Source organism: Saccharopolyspora sp. NPDC002376 (genome assembly GCF_053593195.1).
Genome location: NZ_JBSFBZ010000015.1, coordinates 37,740 through 52,956, shown reverse-complemented (window position 1 = coordinate 52,956; position 15,217 = coordinate 37,740). Strand labels below are relative to the sequence as shown.

Annotated in this window: 15 protein-coding genes; 9 read left to right on the top strand and 6 right to left on the bottom strand. The window is 69.1% G+C overall.

From position 1 onward, the window contains the following. Positions 1 to 104: 104 nt before the first annotated feature. Positions 105 to 1,622 carry an LCP family protein gene (locus ACWCO2_RS13010; RefSeq protein ID WP_450127937.1) on the bottom strand — a complete coding sequence of 506 codons (1,518 nt, stop codon included), beginning with the start codon at positions 1,620 to 1,622 and terminating at the stop codon, positions 105 to 107. A 207-nt stretch (positions 1,623 to 1,829) separates the two neighbouring features. Between ACWCO2_RS13010 and tatA the strand changes: the two genes are divergently transcribed. Next, positions 1,830 to 2,042 (top strand): Sec-independent protein translocase subunit TatA, encoded by a 213-nt coding sequence (gene tatA, locus ACWCO2_RS13005; protein ID WP_450127936.1) that lies wholly within the window; start codon positions 1,830 to 1,832, stop codon positions 2,040 to 2,042. Positions 2,043 to 2,124: 82 nt separating this feature from the next. Here tatA and ACWCO2_RS13000 read toward each other — a convergent pair whose 3' ends face one another. Then, positions 2,125 to 3,123 (bottom strand): ABC transporter substrate-binding protein, encoded by a 999-nt coding sequence (locus ACWCO2_RS13000; RefSeq protein WP_450127935.1) that lies wholly within the window; start codon positions 3,121 to 3,123, stop codon positions 2,125 to 2,127. Positions 3,124 to 3,185: 62 nt separating this feature from the next. Here ACWCO2_RS13000 and ACWCO2_RS12995 point away from each other — a divergent pair, with 62 nt between their 5' ends. Beyond that, entirely contained in the window at positions 3,186 to 4,127 is a 942-nt protein-coding gene (locus tag ACWCO2_RS12995) for a siderophore-interacting protein (RefSeq protein ID WP_450127934.1), read from the top strand. Positions 4,128 to 4,244: 117 nt separating this feature from the next. After that, positions 4,245 to 5,231, top strand: coding sequence for a sigma-70 family RNA polymerase sigma factor (locus ACWCO2_RS12990; protein WP_450127933.1), 987 nt, complete (start codon positions 4,245 to 4,247; stop codon positions 5,229 to 5,231). Here the strand turns inward: ACWCO2_RS12990 and ACWCO2_RS12985 are convergent. Next, the gene (locus tag ACWCO2_RS12985; RefSeq protein ID WP_450127932.1) at positions 5,228 to 6,025 is read right to left on the bottom strand and encodes an alpha/beta fold hydrolase; all 798 of its coding nucleotides are present in this window, start codon (positions 6,023 to 6,025) and stop codon (positions 5,228 to 5,230) included. The two genes, ACWCO2_RS12990 and ACWCO2_RS12985, sit on opposite strands and share 4 nt — an antisense overlap. A 58-nt stretch (positions 6,026 to 6,083) precedes the next feature. Here ACWCO2_RS12985 and selD point away from each other — a divergent pair, with 58 nt between their 5' ends. After that, positions 6,084 to 7,085, top strand: coding sequence for a selenide, water dikinase SelD (gene selD, locus ACWCO2_RS12980; protein WP_450127931.1), 1,002 nt, complete (start codon positions 6,084 to 6,086; stop codon positions 7,083 to 7,085). Between the two features lie 516 nt (positions 7,086 to 7,601). On the opposite strand, the gene ACWCO2_RS12975 is transcribed toward selD, so the two are convergent. The 3 genes from ACWCO2_RS12975 to ACWCO2_RS12965 form a co-directional block, all read right to left on the bottom strand. Continuing rightward, positions 7,602 to 8,345 (bottom strand): SDR family oxidoreductase, encoded by a 744-nt coding sequence (locus ACWCO2_RS12975; protein WP_450127930.1) that lies wholly within the window; start codon positions 8,343 to 8,345, stop codon positions 7,602 to 7,604. Positions 8,346 to 8,411: 66 nt separating this feature from the next. Beyond that, a complete protein-coding gene (locus ACWCO2_RS12970; RefSeq protein ID WP_450127929.1) occupies positions 8,412 to 9,698 on the bottom strand; it encodes a M14 family metallopeptidase in 1,287 nt (428 codons plus the stop codon). Positions 9,699 to 9,837: 139 nt separating this feature from the next. Continuing rightward, positions 9,838 to 10,389, bottom strand: a complete 552-nt coding sequence (locus ACWCO2_RS12965) for an HNH endonuclease signature motif containing protein (RefSeq protein WP_450127928.1) — start codon at positions 10,387 to 10,389, stop codon at positions 9,838 to 9,840. A gap of 685 nt (positions 10,390 to 11,074) precedes the next feature. Here ACWCO2_RS12965 and ACWCO2_RS12960 point away from each other — a divergent pair. The 5 genes from ACWCO2_RS12960 to ACWCO2_RS12940 are packed head-to-tail and all read left to right on the top strand — an operon-like array spanning position 11,075 to position 15,134. Next, positions 11,075 to 11,335, top strand: a complete 261-nt coding sequence (locus ACWCO2_RS12960) for an acyl-CoA-like ligand-binding transcription factor (protein ID WP_450127927.1) — start codon at positions 11,075 to 11,077, stop codon at positions 11,333 to 11,335. Between the two features lie 29 nt (positions 11,336 to 11,364). Further along, positions 11,365 to 11,994, top strand: coding sequence for an NUDIX hydrolase (locus ACWCO2_RS12955; RefSeq protein ID WP_450127926.1), 630 nt, complete (start codon positions 11,365 to 11,367; stop codon positions 11,992 to 11,994). 45 nt (positions 11,995 to 12,039) lie between these two features. Beyond that, complete coding sequence (locus tag ACWCO2_RS12950; protein ID WP_450127925.1) at positions 12,040 to 12,984, top strand: DUF3048 domain-containing protein; 945 nt, start codon at positions 12,040 to 12,042, stop codon at positions 12,982 to 12,984. Between the two features lie 10 nt (positions 12,985 to 12,994). After that, positions 12,995 to 14,092 carry a CapA family protein gene (locus ACWCO2_RS12945; RefSeq protein ID WP_450127924.1) on the top strand — a complete coding sequence of 366 codons (1,098 nt, stop codon included), beginning with the start codon at positions 12,995 to 12,997 and terminating at the stop codon, positions 14,090 to 14,092. A gap of 52 nt (positions 14,093 to 14,144) precedes the next feature. Continuing rightward, on the top strand, positions 14,145 to 15,134 hold the full coding sequence (locus ACWCO2_RS12940; protein ID WP_450127923.1) for a quinone oxidoreductase family protein: 990 nt from the start codon (positions 14,145 to 14,147) through the stop codon (positions 15,132 to 15,134). Positions 15,135 to 15,217: the final 83 nt, after the last annotated feature.

The following is a 15,217-nucleotide window of genomic DNA, read 5'->3' as shown; positions in this document are numbered from 1 at the left end:
ATCTCGCAGTGACCGGGTGGTGGGTGATCATCCCGCGCGCGGCGCGTTTCGTCTCGGTTTCGGGTCTATCGGAACTTCTGGAAGTTCTGTAACCCCGACCTCGGTCAGTTCACGCAGGGGATCCCGTCGGCGGTGATGGCGTTGTCGCTCGGCGATTCGGGCGCCTGCCGGGCGAGACCGTCGAGATGGAGGCGAGGCCCGGCGGCGAGGTGCTGGGCACCGGGCCCCTGGTAGTCGCGGCCGAGCACGACGCTGATGCGCCCGCCGCTCAGCGACGGATCTGCTTCGGTCGGCAGGCCGCCGAGGTGTTCGGCGACGAAGCGAGCGGCCTCGTCGTTGCCGGGCGTGAACAGCACGCGCGAGGTGGCGGTTTCTGCGCTGTTGCCCACGTTTCCGACCGGGACGCCCTCGGAGTTCAGCTCATCCTGGACTCGGGAGGCCAGGCCCGTGACGCCCGCGCCGTTGCCCACGTCCACCACGCTGGTGTCCAAGCCGTCGGGCCGCGGCGGTTCGGCGGGCAGCCCCTCGTTGACCCGCTGGATCATCAGCTGCACCTTGCGCGGGTTGACCTTGACCGCCATCCCGTCGTGCGGGGTGTCGTACTCGGGGTCCTCGACCGGGATCGTGTCGAAGCTGATGTTGCCCCCGGCCAGGCCCTGCAGCTGCCCGGCGAAGGAGAGCACGTCCAGCCCCTGGTCGAGCACCACCGACTGCTGCACCGAGTCGAACATGCGGTTCAGCTTGGCCGGGTTGGTCAGGGTTCCGGTGGACAGCATCGACCGCGCCAGCCCGGCCATGAACGCCTGCTGCCGCTGCACCCGGTCCAGGTCGCCGCGCGGCAGGCCGTGCCGCTGCCGGACGAAGGCCAACGCGTCGCCGCCGGAGATCATCTGGTGCCCGGCCGGGAAGTGCGCACCGGAGAACGAGTCGTCCACGGCGTTGTTCAGGCACACCTCGACGCCGCCGATCGCCTGGGTGAGCTGGTAGAAGCCGAGCAGGTTGACCTCGGCGTAGTGGTCGACGTTCACCCCGGTGAGCTGTTCAACGGTGCGCACCAACAACTTTCGGCCCGCGTCGTTGGACCGGCGCTCCAGATCAGCGGGGTCGGTCACGCCCTCGGCCTGCAGCGCGGTGCGCGCCTCGGCCTTGCCCCGACCGTACGCCGAGTTGATCTTGTGCTCGCCGTAGCCGTCCGGGATCGAGACGTAGGAATCGCGGGGCAGCGAGTAGGCGACCGCGCGAGAGCGGTCCTGCGGGATGTGCATCAGGATCAGCGTGTCTGTCAGGCTGGACCCGCTGTCGCCGGTCCGCAGCTCGCGCAGCATCTCCTCCGGCAGCGGGTTGCCCTGCGCGTCCGTGCGACCATCCAGCCCGACCAGCAGGATGTCCACCGCGCCGTCATCGCCCGCGCCCGCAGTCACATCGCTGGTCGACATGCCGCCCTGCAGACGGCCGAACGTCATCCACAGGTAGCCGCTGAACGCGAACACCGCGGTCGAGACCAGCGCGACCGCGACACGAGCACCGGCCCACCATCGACGCCGAGCGGGCCCCGGACGCACCCGAGCGATCGGCATCGTGCGGTCGTCGTGATCGAAACCAGCTCGGTCACCACCGGTCACCGGACCTCTCCCTTACCCCAGTCGAGCAGCCTGGCCGCCGCCGGACGGCCGTGGCCGAGGCTACCGGTCCTGCCCACGAGCAAGTCGATCACGGTTTCGAAAGGCGGCCGACGCATGGGCACCACCCGGAAGTGGGTAAACTGCTCACGGCGCAACCGGAGGCCGCCTGACCTCGATTCCAGGTGGTCGGACAGCGAGGAGTTACTCATGGGTTCGCTCAGTGCCTGGCACTGGCTGATCGTGCTCGCCGCGGTCGTGCTGCTGTTCGGTTCGGCGAAGCTGCCCCAGATGGCCCGCTCGCTCGGCCAGTCGGCGCGCGTGCTCAAGGCCGAGGCGCGGGGCATGAAGGCCGACGAAGAAGCGGCCAAGCCGTCGGCCGTCGAGGGCGACGACAAGCCTAACAACGCCCCCAAGAACTGACCGCGAGCAGACCGGTCAACTCAAAAGCTCCCCTGCCGACCGACGCCGACGGGGGAGCCTTTCGCTGCGCGCCGAAACCAGGTCAGCGCAGGTTCGCTTCCAGCTGGTCGGCCAGCTTGTTCATGATCTTCGCGTAGCTGGCGTAGCTCATCGGCGCGACCGCGTCCCACTCGGCGAAGCGGTTCGCCGCGGCGGCGGGGTGCGCGGCGAAGACCGGGTTCTCCTTCATCTGCTCCGGCTTCATCGACGCCGACCGGGCGTCCCACAGCATGATGTCGCCCGGGTAGGCGTTGGCGTTCTCCCAGGACAGCCGCTCGAAGTAGCCGCCGCCCGTCACGTCGGGGTTCTTCGGCGTGGTGATCGGCAGGCCGAGCTCCTTGACGTAGTAGTCGAGGTCGGGGTTCCGCTCGGGAACCACCACGAAGTACTCCTCCTTGGTGCCGCCGACGGCCAGGATCGTCTTGTTCTCGGCGCGCATCCGCGCCCCGATGTCGCGCAGGCGCTGGGAAGCGGCATCGAACGCGTCCTCGTCGGCCTTCACCTTCGCCGAGTCGACGTCGGAGCCGAGCGCGCGGGCCAGCTCCTTGTACTTGCCGATCGCCTCGGGCAGCGCGATGCCGGACTGCTGCACGCCGAGGGTCGGCACGATCTTCTTGACCGCGTCCTCCTGGTCCTGCACCAGATGCCACAGGCCGGGGTACTCCGCGTACTTGCCGCTGACCAGCAGGTCGGGCTTCAGCGAGGCCACGCGCTCCAGGTTCACCTCGCCGTAGCCGGCACCGGTGACGTCGGTGACCTTGCTCGGGTCGACGCTGCCCGCCTCCGGCTCGGTGGAACCGTCGTCGCGCACCAGCGGGCCGAACGTGCCGGCGATCGGCACGCCGAAGTCGTTCAGCGCACCGGCCGCCGAGACCTGCGCGACGATCCGCTCGGGGCGGTGGTCGACGTTGACGACGGTCCCGCGATCATCGGTGTAGGACCACGCGCCTCCTCCCCGCTCCCCTGGCGCGTTCGAGCCGCACCCTGCCAAAAGGCCCGTTGCCAGCGCTAACGCGGCCGCGGCTCGGATCTTGTGACGCACACCAACCTCCCGAAATCTGTAAGGGTAGGCTAACCTAGCAGCTGATCTCGGGAGGTTTTCGGATGGCAGGCACGCAGACCGCACAGCTCCGGCCGGACTACCGGCTGTTCCCCGTCGACGTGACGCGGGTCCAGCGGCTCGGCCCCAGCTTCGTCCGGATCACCTTCAGCGCCGAATGCCTGCGCCGTTTCGGCGCCGCTGGCGACGACCAGCGGATCAAGCTGGTGCTGCCGCAGCCCGGCCGCACGGTCGCGGACTTCCCGGACGCCCCGGACTGGTACCAGCGGTGGCTGGCGCAGCCCGACGAGATCCGCCCGACGCTGCGCACCTACACGGTCCGCGCCTTCCGCGCCGACACCGCCGAGCTCGACGTCGACTTCGTGCTGCACGGCACCACCGACGGGCACGGCGGACCCGCCTCCAACTGGGCCGCCACCGCTTGCCCCGGCCAGCAGATCGGGCTACTCGGCCCGGACCGCCCCGGCTGCGGACGTCCGTGGGGCTGCGAGTGGGCGCCACCGGAGTCGGCCAGTCACCTGGTGCTGGCCGGTGACGAGACCGCGGTGCCTGCGGTCGCCGCCATCGTCGAGAGCCTGCCCCCGTGCGCCCGCGGCGTCGTCTGCCTCGAGGTGCCCGAGGAGATGGATCGCCAGGACTGGCAGGTTCCCGCCGGGGTCGACGTCCGGTGGTTCGCCCGCTGCACCGGCGCGCCGCACGGCAAGCTGCTGGAGGAAGGCGTCGCCACCGCCCTTGCCGAGCTGTATCCGCAGTCCTCCCCCACGACCCAGTCCTCCCCCGACTCCGCCGAGCTGGACGACATCGACGTGGACACCGAAGCGCTCTGGGAGGTTCCCGCCGAGGACACCGCGCCGAGCCGCCTCTACGGCTGGCTGGCTGGCGAGGCGGGGGTGATCAAGCGGTTGCGCCGGATGCTGGTCAGCGAGTACGGCATTCCGAAGCAGTCCGTGGCCTTCATGGGCTATTGGCGCGAGGGCCGCAGCTGACCTTTCCGGCCATTCCTGTCGGTACCTCCGATTACTGTTCCAGCGACCGCGCCGGTCTCGCCAACACGACCGGCACCGCCCTAGAGTCGCAACAGGAGCAGCCGAAAGGGGGACGCCATGGGCGCCACCATGGCCGTCGAGGACTTCACCACCGCGGCGGATCCGTACCGGCGCGAGCTGCTCGCGCACTGCTACCGGATGCTCGGTTCGCTCCACGACGCCGAGGACCTGGTGCAGGAGACCTACCTGCGCGCGTGGCGGGCCTACGACCGGTTCGAAGGCCGCTCGTCGCTGCGCACCTGGCTGTACAAGATCGCCACGACCGCCTGCCTGACCGCGTTGGAGAGCCGCAAGCGCCGCCCGCTGCCGACCGGGCTCGGCGGCCCGAGCGAGATCCCCGGTGACGAGCTGGTGGAGCGGCCCGAGATCACCTGGCTGGAGCCGATCCCGGACTCGGCCATCGCCGACGACCCGACCGATCCGGCCACCATAGTCGGCGCTCGGGAGAGCACCCGGCTGGCGTTCATCGCCGCCCTCCAGCACCTGCCCGCCCGGCAGCGTGCGGTGCTGGTCCTGCGCGACGTGCTCAAGTGGAAGGCCTCCGAGGTCGCCGAGGCGATGGGCGTCAGCACGGCAGCCGTCAACAGCATCCTGCAGCGCGCCCGTGCGCAGCTCTCCGAGGTCAAGCCCTCGCAGGACGACACACCCGAGCCGCTGACCGCGGAGCAACAGCTGCTGCTGGACCGCTACGTGACCGCGTTCGAAGCCAAGGACATCTCCGCCATCGTGCAGCTGTTCACCGCTGAAGCGATCTGGGAGATGCCGCCGTTCACCACCTGGGTGCGCGGCGCCGAGCAGATCGGCCGGCTGGTCGACCTCAACTGCCCGGCCAAGTCGGACGACCTGCGGTTGCTGCCCGCACGGGCCAACGGCCAGGCGGCGTTCGGCGTCTACATGCGCGGGCCCGACGACGTTTTCCGGCCGTTCCACCTGCAGGTCTTAGAACTCGACGGCAACGCGGTCCAGCACGCGGTCGCGTTCTTCGACGTCAGCGTGTTCCCCGCATTCGGCCTGCCCGAGACCTACCCGGAACCGCGCGACTAGTCGAGCGGGTGCTCCGCGAGGAAGTCCAGCACCGCGCCGGAGGCTTCCTCGCGCTTCTCCTCGAAGTAGGCGTGCCTGGCCCCTTCCAGGTAGTGCACTTCGGCGCCAGAGATGCGGTTGGCGAGGATCATCGCGTTGTCGACCGGGCTGAACTCGTCGTCGGTGCCGTGCAGCACCAGCGTCGGCGCCGTGACCTGGTCCAACACCGCCCAGCTGTCGTGGCCGTTGCTGGCGCGCAGGTGCGCGCGACGGGCGTGGCCGGACATCGGACCGCCGAGGGTCACGTACGGGCCGGGGTTGTCCCGCAACCATTCCGGGCTGTACATCAGGTCGATCAGGGCCTCGCGGGCAGCTTCCACCGACCGCTGAGCCAACGCGCGAGTGATCTCCGGAGCGGCTTTCAGCCCATGCATACCGCCGACCGAGGTGCAGCCGAGAGCCAGCGCACCAATGCGGTCCGGGTAGTCGATCGCCAGCCACTGGGCGACCTTGCCACCCATCGACGTGCCGTAGACGTGCGCGCGGGCGATACCGAGCTCGTCGAGGACGCTGATCACATCGCTGGCGAAGCGGCAGACGCTGTAGTCAGCATCGGCTGGCTTGTCGCTCTCCCCCGTGCCCAGGTAGTCCAGCACGATCACCTGGTGCTCGGCCTCGAAGTCGGCGTGCACGTTGTCCCACCAGTGGTGGGTGTTGGCCTGCCCGCTGAGCAGCACCAGTGGTTCCCCGCTGCCGTGCGCTTCGTAGTAGATCTCGGCTTGGTCGGCACTTTTCACGAACGGCACGATCGCCATCCTATGGTGTGGCTCGGCTCCGCTGTGCTCTCCCGCCATCGGTGCTCTAATGCCCGGTATGACCGGCTCGGAGCCGATTCGCCTGACCCAGTACGCGCACGGCGGCGGGTGCGCGTGCAAGATTCCGCCGGGTGAGCTGGAAGCGGTGCTGGGTGGTGTGGTGACCGACGTGACCAGCCCGGGTGCGCAGCTGCTGGTCGGTCTGGCCACCGGTGACGACGCGGCCGTGGTGCGCCCGGACGGCGGACCCGGGATCGTGGCCACCACGGACTTCTTCACCCCGGTCGTGGACGATCCACACGACTGGGGACGCATCGCAGCGGCCAACGCGATGTCCGATGTGTACGCGATGGGCGGCACGCCGATCGTCGCGGTGAACCTGCTCAGCTGGCCCCGCGAAGTCCTGCCGTTCGAGCTGGCCGCGGAGGTGTTGCGAGGAGGATGCGAGGTCGCGGCGGCGGCCGGTTGCCACATCGGCGGCGGTCACAGCATCGACGATCCCGAACCCAAGTACGGCTTGGCGGTGACCGGCCTGGTCGATCCAGATCGGTTGCTGCGCAACGACACCGCTCGCCCCGGCCAGCCGCTCTCGCTGACCAAACCCCTGGGCATTGGCGTGCTCAACACCCGTCACAAGCGCACCGGGCAACGCTTCCCACACGCCGTCGAAGCGATGACGACGCTCAACCGGGACGCGGCCGCCGCGGCGCTGCGGGTGGGTGCGGTGTGCGCCACCGACGTCACCGGGTTCGGGCTGCTCGGGCACCTGTTCAAGATGATGCGCGCTTCGGGAACCTCAGCGGAGATCGACGTCGCAGCCGTTCCGTACCTCGACGGGGCCCGCGATGCCGTGCGCGCGGGTTTCGTCAGCGGCGGGACACGGCGGAACCTCGACTGGGTCCGGCCGCACCTCGACGTCGGCCCGGCCTCGGGCGAGGACCAGCTGCTGCTCGCCGACGCGCAGACCTCCGGTGGCCTGCTGGTGGTCGGCGAGGTTCCCGGTGCTGCTGTGATCGGCCGGGTGGTGCCTGCGGGGAGTGCTGTCATCACACTGCGGTGAGGCGCGCCCACATTGTGGGCAGCAGCGGGGTTTCGTTGATGCTGCGGCGATTTCGGTTCTAGCGTTGCAGGTATGGCGCATCCGGTTCAGCCGGTCACCCGGGACCACGTGGCTCTCCTCCGGGCCATCTCCGCCGCCTGTCCGCGGCGCTGACTCCGCGCACCTCTCTTCTTTCATCCACTGTGGACGAATCTGGCCCGCGGTGGTTCACGCCCGCAGGAAGGACGGCCGCCCCGCCCCGGTCACGTCGCGCAGCGTCGCCAAACCGCGCGCGATGGCGTCCGGTGTGCCCACGAAATGCGTGTCCACCCGGCCGAGGAAGCGGCCCGCGAACTCGCCGCCCCGTACGCGCCATGGGGCACAGCGTCCGCGCCGTCGGCGACCAGTTCCCGCTGCTCGTCGGTCCACTGGAACGCGGTGGGTGGCCTCCGCCGGGGTGGAGAACGGGATCGCAACCCACGACCACATCGACCGGGCGCGCTCCTACGAGCTCCTGGCCAAGGCGTGGCAGGAGGTCTAGCCGCGTCCGATGAACGGCATCGCGGTGGCGGTGATGGTCAGGAACTGGACGTTCGCCGACAACGGCAGTCCGGCCATGTAGAGCACGGCTTCGGCAACATGCCGCGCATCGAAGGTCGGTTCGGGGCGAGTGGTGCCGTCAGCCTGGGCTGCTCCAGTGGCGATGCCCGCAGTCATGTCGGTGGCGGCGTTGCCGATGTCGATCTGCCCGCAGGCGATGTCGTAGGGACGGCCGTCCAGCGAGATCGACTTGGTCAGGCCGGTGATGGCGTGCTTGGTCGCGGTGTAGGCGACGCTGCGCGGCCGCGGGCTGTGCGCGGAGATCGACCCGTTGTTGATGATCCGCCCGCCCTGCGGCTGCTGCTCCTTCATGATGCGAAAGGCGTGCTGGGCGCAGAGGAACGAGCCGGTCAGGTTGATCTGCACGACGTCCTGCCAGTCCGCGTGCGACAGCTCGCCGACGGATCCAGCAGGGCCGAAGGTGCCCGCGTTGTTGACCAGCAGGTCAACACGCCCCCACTGCTCGCGCACCCCGTCGAACAGCGCAGCGACCGACTCGGGATCACTGACGTCAGTGGGCACAGCGAGCGCCGCCGGGGATCCTTGCGCGGTTTCCTGCAGCGGTTCGAGGCGTCGCCCGGCCAGTGCCACCCGGTAACCAGCATCGAGCAATGCTCGCGCGATCTCCCGGCCGACACCGGATCCGGCACCGGTCACCACCGCGACTCGCTCGTCGGTCATCTGCCCTCCCGTTGTGGATGTCGACGGCCCGCCCATTGATACCTGAGCGGGCCGTCAACTCGCGGGTCAGGCCCCGGCTTCGCGCAGCAGGATGTCGACTGCCGCGTCGTTGCGCTGGGTTTCCCGCTCGATCACCTCGTCGGGTGGGTAGAAGCCATCGATGCCGCCGCTGGAGGGGTACATCTCGAAGGTGAAGGAGAGGATCTTGTGCTTGCCCCACATCCAGTCGTTGACGCTGCCGTCGGTGACGTAGAGGTCGCTCGACTGCTCCGGGGTGTAGCCGTTGGTCTGGGCCATCTCGGTGCCGACCCGCACGAACCGGTCGTACTCCTGCTGCGTCATGCCCTCGGCGGTGTCGGCGTCGGTGTAGCCGTAGGGCCAGAGCACGAGTTCTGAGAAGGTGTGGAAATCGATGTGCGCCTTGATCTGCTGGACGCCGTCGACCACGCGGGAGTCGACGAACCGGGCGAGCTCGCTGGCTTCAGGTGCGGACAAGGGCGCGCTGCCGTGGTAGGTCTCGGAGTTCGGGTCGTCGCTGGAGCCGCCGCAGCAGCCCCACTGGTAGTCCCAGTTGCGGTTGGTGTCGGTGCCGGTGTCCTGCCGGTTCTTCCGCCAGCCCTGGTATTCCCCGGATTCGACGTCGTAGATGGAGCCGTCCGGGTTGGCGACCGGCACGATCCAGATCTCGCGGCTGTCGACGATCTCCTTGATGGCCGGATCGGAGGCGTACCCGTCGGTGAACCGGTTGATGATGCGGAGGCACATCTCGGTGGTCAGGTGCTCCCGCGCGTGCTGGTTGCAGCTGAACAAGACCTCGGGCTCGGCCTCATCCTCCGCGACGTTCCCGCTGATCTTCAGCATCGGGATGTCGTGACCCTCGAAGGACCTGCCGACGCTGGACTTCGCCGCGATGTCACCGTGCTCGGCGACGGCCTGGTCCAGGACTTGGTTGACCTCGTCGAAGTCGTGGTAGCCCTGGTCGTCCGGCGGGAAGGCCGCGGTGCCGGGACCGGCCTGCCGACCGAGGTTGAGCTGGTCGAGCGCGCTGATGACGTCCTGCTGCTTCTGGAGCGCAAACCCGCCGGCCCGGAGCCGCTCGGCCTGTTCGGGGGTCGCCTCGACGGTGGCCGAGTTCCCGGCGACGGACAGGATCTGCGCGCCGATGCGGTTGATCTCGGTCCTGCTGCGGCTGTCGGTGTCCGGCACGGTGTAAACCGCGGTGCCACCGGCGTTGGCCGCTGGAGTGGCGACCAGGTCGTCGGGAGCGGCCGAAACGCCCGTTTGAGCTGCGGGAATCAGCAGAAGGCAGGCAGCTGCCGCGATTGTGGCCGCGGTGCGCCGTGAACTGAACATCGGACCTCCGATCGATCAGCGGTCGTGGGCCCCGAATCTTGTTGAACCCGCGAACGCCCGCCACCAGCGAAAGTGGCATTTCCGACAACTACCAATTCCCACTTGCTCGTGGATAAACCGGGAAAACGCGACAGCGGAATCAGGGCATCACAGGGCACCCTCCGAGCCCCTGGGCACAGGGATGAGATCCCGGAGGGTGTCGCAATAGGCGGCGGGCAATGCCTTGCCACCTGGTCTGGGTTTTCGAGTCACGTCCACACTGGACGGTGGCGTGAACACCGGACGCCCATCGCGGATGGCGACGCCCCACTGCCGCCCGTGGATGACGCGGTGGTGGTGCGCAGGTCATGACCATGTTGCCGATGTCGGTAGGACCGCCATCGACCCAATGCACGATTTGATGCGCTTGCGGTGTCCCGAGCGGTCGATCGCAGCTGGGGAAGGCGCACGCACCATCGCGTTGTAGCAGTGCTGCACGGATGTGCGGCGGCGTGGTCCGCTGCGAGGCCCCGACGTCCAGCGGAAGGCTGTCGCCACCGAGCATGACGGGCAGAACCTCACAGTCACATGCGATGCGACGAACGTTCTCGGCGCTGATCGACTGCTCCGTCGTAGCCAACGTGCCGGGCATGCCTTCCTCGCCGAGCAGGATTCCCCGCTTGAGGTCGTCGAAGTCGATCGTGACGGCCATGTGCGGTGATGCACCCGCGCGTACTCGGGCATGCTGCGCACGCACCGCGAAACCACGAGCGCGTGCTCCACCCCGATCGCACCCTCGGCCATAGCCGCGGCCGTAGCGGGCAAATCCGCAGGAAGCTTCTCCACGCGAAAACTGGTCTGCTGCGCCACATCACGCGCCCCCACGACTCCGGAGGCCCCAGCCGGGCCCGCAACCACATCGATCAAAGGCGCCATACATCAATGATCTCAACTGTCGAGCAGATTTTCGACAGAATACAGGTCGCCCGATGCGATGATCATCGCTGAAATCTGTTCACAAAATCCCTGCACGGCAAGGACTTTCACATCCAACTCCAGCAGAAACCGAAACCGGCACTCCTGCCGTATCCGTGGGGTCGGCGGACGTCACCACCGCACGATCAGCGGTGATACAGCGCGGACACTAGCGAGCGCTGTCCTCCACCCACCACCCGAAAACCGCAGACCCAAAGGCCCTACCGACGACCCGCCCGACCCGCTCATCCGAAGACAGAACGAAGTCATACCCCCCGATCCGCCCACCACGAACCCCAACCCGATCCACAGCAGGCCGCATCCCAGGAGCCGAAGCAACAACGGTCACGTACCGCCCAGGCAGGTCATGAACCTCGTACGCCCCACCCCCGCCAGCCACAAGATGCGCCAACTGAACCCCATTGGCATCAGTCACGGCCACAACAGCCCCACCCCGACTGACTGTTAGCGAGGCTAACCTGGAGGCAGCGCTGGCCAGCGGGCTGGCGCAGCGGCTCGGCCGCGACCGCGAGGACCTCTACATCCAACTTCTGGCCAGCACCGCCATCACGGCGATGCGCACCTCCATCCAGTCCTGGCACCAGGCGGGTCCGGACGTCGACCCGCACGAGTTCCTGGACCAGGCGTTCGACCTGCTCGGCCGCGGGATGCCACCCGACTGACCCGGCCGTGTCACAGCGAAAGGAGCACGATGTCCGACCCCGCGAAGCTGCCCACCGACCCTGATGCGGCCCGCCGCCTCGTCGCCACCCGGCTGGACCAGTTCCCCACCACCGACATTCCGCTGCAGAACCGCCGACCGGCAGCGGTGGCCGTCTCGCTGGCCAGCGAGAACGGCGATCTCGGCGTCTGGGTAACCCGACGGGCCTCGACGCTGCGCGCGCACGCGGGCCAGTTCGCGTTACCCGGAGGCCGGGTGGACCCGGGCGAGAACGCGATCCAGGCGGCGCTGCGCGAGATGCGAGAAGAGCTCGGCGTGTCCGCGGACGAACATGACGTGCTCGGCCGGTTGGACGACTACGCGACCCGCTCGGGCTACGTGATCACGCCGATCGTCGTGTGGATCGGCGAGGCTCCGCAACTGGCGCCCAACCCCGACGAGGTGGCCGGGGTCGACCTGGTGCCGCTGACAGACCTGGACGTCCCGCCCCGGTTCGTGCAGATCGCCGAATCAGACCGCCCGGTGATCCAGCTGCCACTGCTGGACACGCTCATCCACGCGCCGACGGCCGCCGTGCTGCACCAGTTCCGCGAGGTCGTGCTGCACGACCGGCACACCAGGGTGGCCGATCTGGAGCAGCCGCTGTTCGCCTGGCGCTGACCGCACGGGCGTAGCCTGGACCTGGAGGGAGATCCGGGAGCTTCCATGCGGCGCGAGTTGCTGCGCGCGTTGTTCGCCGCAGCGCTGATTGTGCTCGCGGTGCTCGGCGGAGTTGCGTGCAACCCGTTCCAGCCACCGCGTGCCGGGATTCCCGCGCCACCACCGGGCGGCGCACCAGCAGCCCCTTCCGCACCGGTGCTCGCGGTGAAGATCGACAACGTGCCGGAAGCCCGGCCGCCGGTGGGCATCGGCGCCGCGAACCTCGTCTACGTCGAACCGGTCGAGGGCGGCTACAGCCGCTTGCTGGGGATCTTCGCCGGCCAGCTACCGCCCCTGATCGGTCCGGTCCGCAGCGCACGGGAGACAGATGCCGAGCTGCTCCCCCAGTTCGGCCACCCGACCTTGGCCTTCTCCGGCGCAGCGCCCGAACTGCTCCCGCAGATCGACGCGGCTCCGCTGACCGATGCCTCCGATGCCAACTACCCCGACGCCTACTCCCGAGACGACACGCGCCCGGTCCCGCACAACCTGTTCCTGGACCCGGCCAAGCTCCCGCCAGGCGCGGACTGGCCCGCCCAGAACCGGCCGACCGTCGGCCCCGCACCCGCTGGCGGCACGCCGACCGACCACTACGAGGTCCAGTTCCCCGCGGCCACCGTGGCGTTCTACTGGGACCCGCCGACCCAGCGGTGGCAGGTGTCGATGGACGGCGCGCCCTACTCCGCGGTCGACACCGGCCGTGTCAGCGCACCGACCGTGGTGATCCAGCGGGTGCAGGAACGCCAATCCGCCATCCACGACGCAGCGGGCAACCCGTCCCCGATCGCCGAGACCGTCGGCAGCGGTCCGGTCGTGATGCTGCGCGACGGGCGGGCCTTCGACGGCACCTGGTCCCGCACGGCGCCGGACGCCGCAAACACCTACACCGGCCCGTCGGGCGAGCCACTTCCGGTCGGGTTCGGGCAGGTGTGGATCGTGCTCAGCCCGTGAAGGAGGCGGCGTGGCGCTGGTCAGGTTGTTCCTGTGCGGCGACGTGATGCCCGGTCGCGGGGTGGACCAGATCCTGCCGCACCCCGGCGACCCGGACCTGCACGAGCTCTACCTGCACGACGCGCGCAGCTACGTCGCGGCCGCCGAAGCCCTCAATGGCCCCATCCGCAGCCCGGTCGGCTTCGCCTGGCCGTGGGGCAGCGCGCTGCGGGCCATCGACGAAGCCGCCCCGGACGTGCGGGTGATCAACCTCGAGTCCAGCATCACCCGCGACGACCACTTCGCCGCCCGCAAGGGCGTGCACTACCGGATGAACCCGGCCAACGTGGACTGCCTGCGCGCGGGCCACCCGGACGTGTGCAGCCTGGCGAACAACCACGTGCTGGACTTCGGCCGCCGAGGCCTGACCGACACGCTCGACGCCCTGTCCCGAGCCGGGTTGCGCTGGGTCGGCGCCGGCCGCGATGTCACCGAAGCGCACCGTCCAGCGCTGATCGGCACGCCGCACGGCCGGGTCGCGGTGTTCGGCTGCGGCGCTGCCTCCAGCGGAATCCCAGGCGGTTGGGCGGCGACCGCACAGCGTTCAGGCATCAACTACCTACCGGACCTCTCCGACCGGCGGGCCGCCGAACTCACCGCGGAGATCCGCGAACGCACCAGGCCCGGCGACATCGTGGTGGTCTCGCTGCACTGGGGCACCAACTGGCAGTACCACGTGGACGCGGACCAGATCCGCTTCGCGCACCGCCTGATCGACGGCGGGGTGCACGTGGTGCACGGCCATTCCTCCCACCACCCGCGCCCTATCGAGATCTACCGCGGTCGACTGATCCTCTACGGCTGCGGCGACTTCATCGACGACTACGAGGGAATCCCCGGCTACGAGAACTACCGGGACGACCTCCGCCTGCTGTTCTTCGCCGCCCTGGCCCCCTCCGGCGACCTGGCCGAACTACGAATGCTGCCAATGCAGTCCAGACGAATGCGCCTGCACCCGGCCTCAGCACCCGACACCGAATGGCTCCGCGAAACCCTGACCACCATCAGCGCCGATTTCGGCACCACTGTCTCCGTCTCCGCCGGGGCACTCCTCGCCCATCACCAGTAAGTCCGAAGTGGACCGTCCCATCGGGGCCCGTGGCCCGAGGTAGAACGGAACCATGCGCGCGATCGTCCTCGGCTCAACCGACGCAGGCTCCACCTGGCTGGAACGACACGACGTCGAGCCCCCGGAACCAGACGAGAACGAGGTCGTCGTCGAAGTCCGCGCTACCGCGCTGAACCACGCCGACCTCGACGAACTGGCCGGCACATACGCCTCGGACCAGCGCCGCCATGACCGCCCGCACGTCGTCGGTTCGGACCTCGCCGGAATCGTCACCTCGGTCGGCAGCGCGGTGTCCGGAGTGCGCCCCGGTGATCGCGTGATGGCGATGGTCGACGGCGCCTTCGCCGACCAAGTCGCGTTCGACCACCGACTCGCGCTCCCCGTCCCCGACGCACTCGACTGGCCGGCCGCCGCAGCACTGCCCTCAGCGCTGATGACGGAGTACGACGCACTGCTCAACCAGGGACAGCTCGCGCCAGGCCAAAGCGTGCTGATCACGGCAGCGACTTCCGGCGTCGGACTGATCGCGCTGGACATCGCACAGTGGGCGGGAGCCGACCAGATCTTCGCGACGACCACGAGCCCGCAGAAGGAACTCCTGCTCACCGCACGCGGCGCACGAGCGGTCAACACCCGCAGCGAAGATCTCGCCGAAACCGTGCTCGCGGCCACCGACGGCCGAGGGGTCGATCTCGTCATCGACCACGTCGGCGGCGCCCTCCTCGACGCTTGCATCGCGGCCACCCGCATCGGCGGCACAGTCGTGCAGGTCGGCAGGGCGAGCGGCCCGGTGTCGACGATCGACGTGGACCGCCTCGCCTACCGCCGCGTGCACCTGATCGGCACCACCTTCCGAACCCGCGGCACCGACGCCCGGGCCAACATCGCCGAAGCGATCCGCACCCACCTCCTCCCCGCGGTGGCAGACCACCGAATCCGCGCGCACGTGCACGAAGTCCTACCGCTGGCACAGGCCGACCGGGCCCGCGCGGAACTGGCAGCTCCCGGCTCAGCAGGCAAGGTCGTCCTCGACTTCCGCTGACCAACCCCCAGAAGGACGTATCGAAATCACCGGACGTGACCCCTCGGCGGCTCATCGAGTGATCTTGCTCGACACAGGCCAGT

Excerpts from the sequence above, each read along its gene's own strand:
- tatA (WP_450127936.1), top strand. The coding sequence starts at position 1,830 with ATGGGTTCGCTCAGTGCCTGGCACTGGCTGATCGTGCTCGCCGCGGTC.
- ACWCO2_RS12995 (WP_450127934.1), top strand. The coding sequence starts at position 3,186 with ATGGCAGGCACGCAGACCGCACAGCTCCGGCCGGACTACCGGCTGTTC.
- ACWCO2_RS12990 (WP_450127933.1), top strand. The coding sequence starts at position 4,245 with ATGGGCGCCACCATGGCCGTCGAGGACTTCACCACCGCGGCGGATCCG.
- ACWCO2_RS12985 (WP_450127932.1), bottom strand. The coding sequence starts at position 6,025 with ATGGCGATCGTGCCGTTCGTGAAAAGTGCCGACCAAGCCGAGATCTAC.
- selD (WP_450127931.1), top strand. The coding sequence starts at position 6,084 with ATGACCGGCTCGGAGCCGATTCGCCTGACCCAGTACGCGCACGGCGGC.
- ACWCO2_RS12975 (WP_450127930.1), bottom strand. The coding sequence starts at position 8,345 with ATGACCGACGAGCGAGTCGCGGTGGTGACCGGTGCCGGATCCGGTGTC.
- ACWCO2_RS12970 (WP_450127929.1), bottom strand. The coding sequence starts at position 9,698 with ATGTTCAGTTCACGGCGCACCGCGGCCACAATCGCGGCAGCTGCCTGC.
- ACWCO2_RS12965 (WP_450127928.1), bottom strand. The coding sequence starts at position 10,389 with ATGGCCGTCACGATCGACTTCGACGACCTCAAGCGGGGAATCCTGCTC.
- ACWCO2_RS12955 (WP_450127926.1), top strand. The coding sequence starts at position 11,365 with ATGTCCGACCCCGCGAAGCTGCCCACCGACCCTGATGCGGCCCGCCGC.
- ACWCO2_RS12950 (WP_450127925.1), top strand. The coding sequence starts at position 12,040 with ATGCGGCGCGAGTTGCTGCGCGCGTTGTTCGCCGCAGCGCTGATTGTG.
- ACWCO2_RS12940 (WP_450127923.1), top strand. The coding sequence starts at position 14,145 with ATGCGCGCGATCGTCCTCGGCTCAACCGACGCAGGCTCCACCTGGCTG.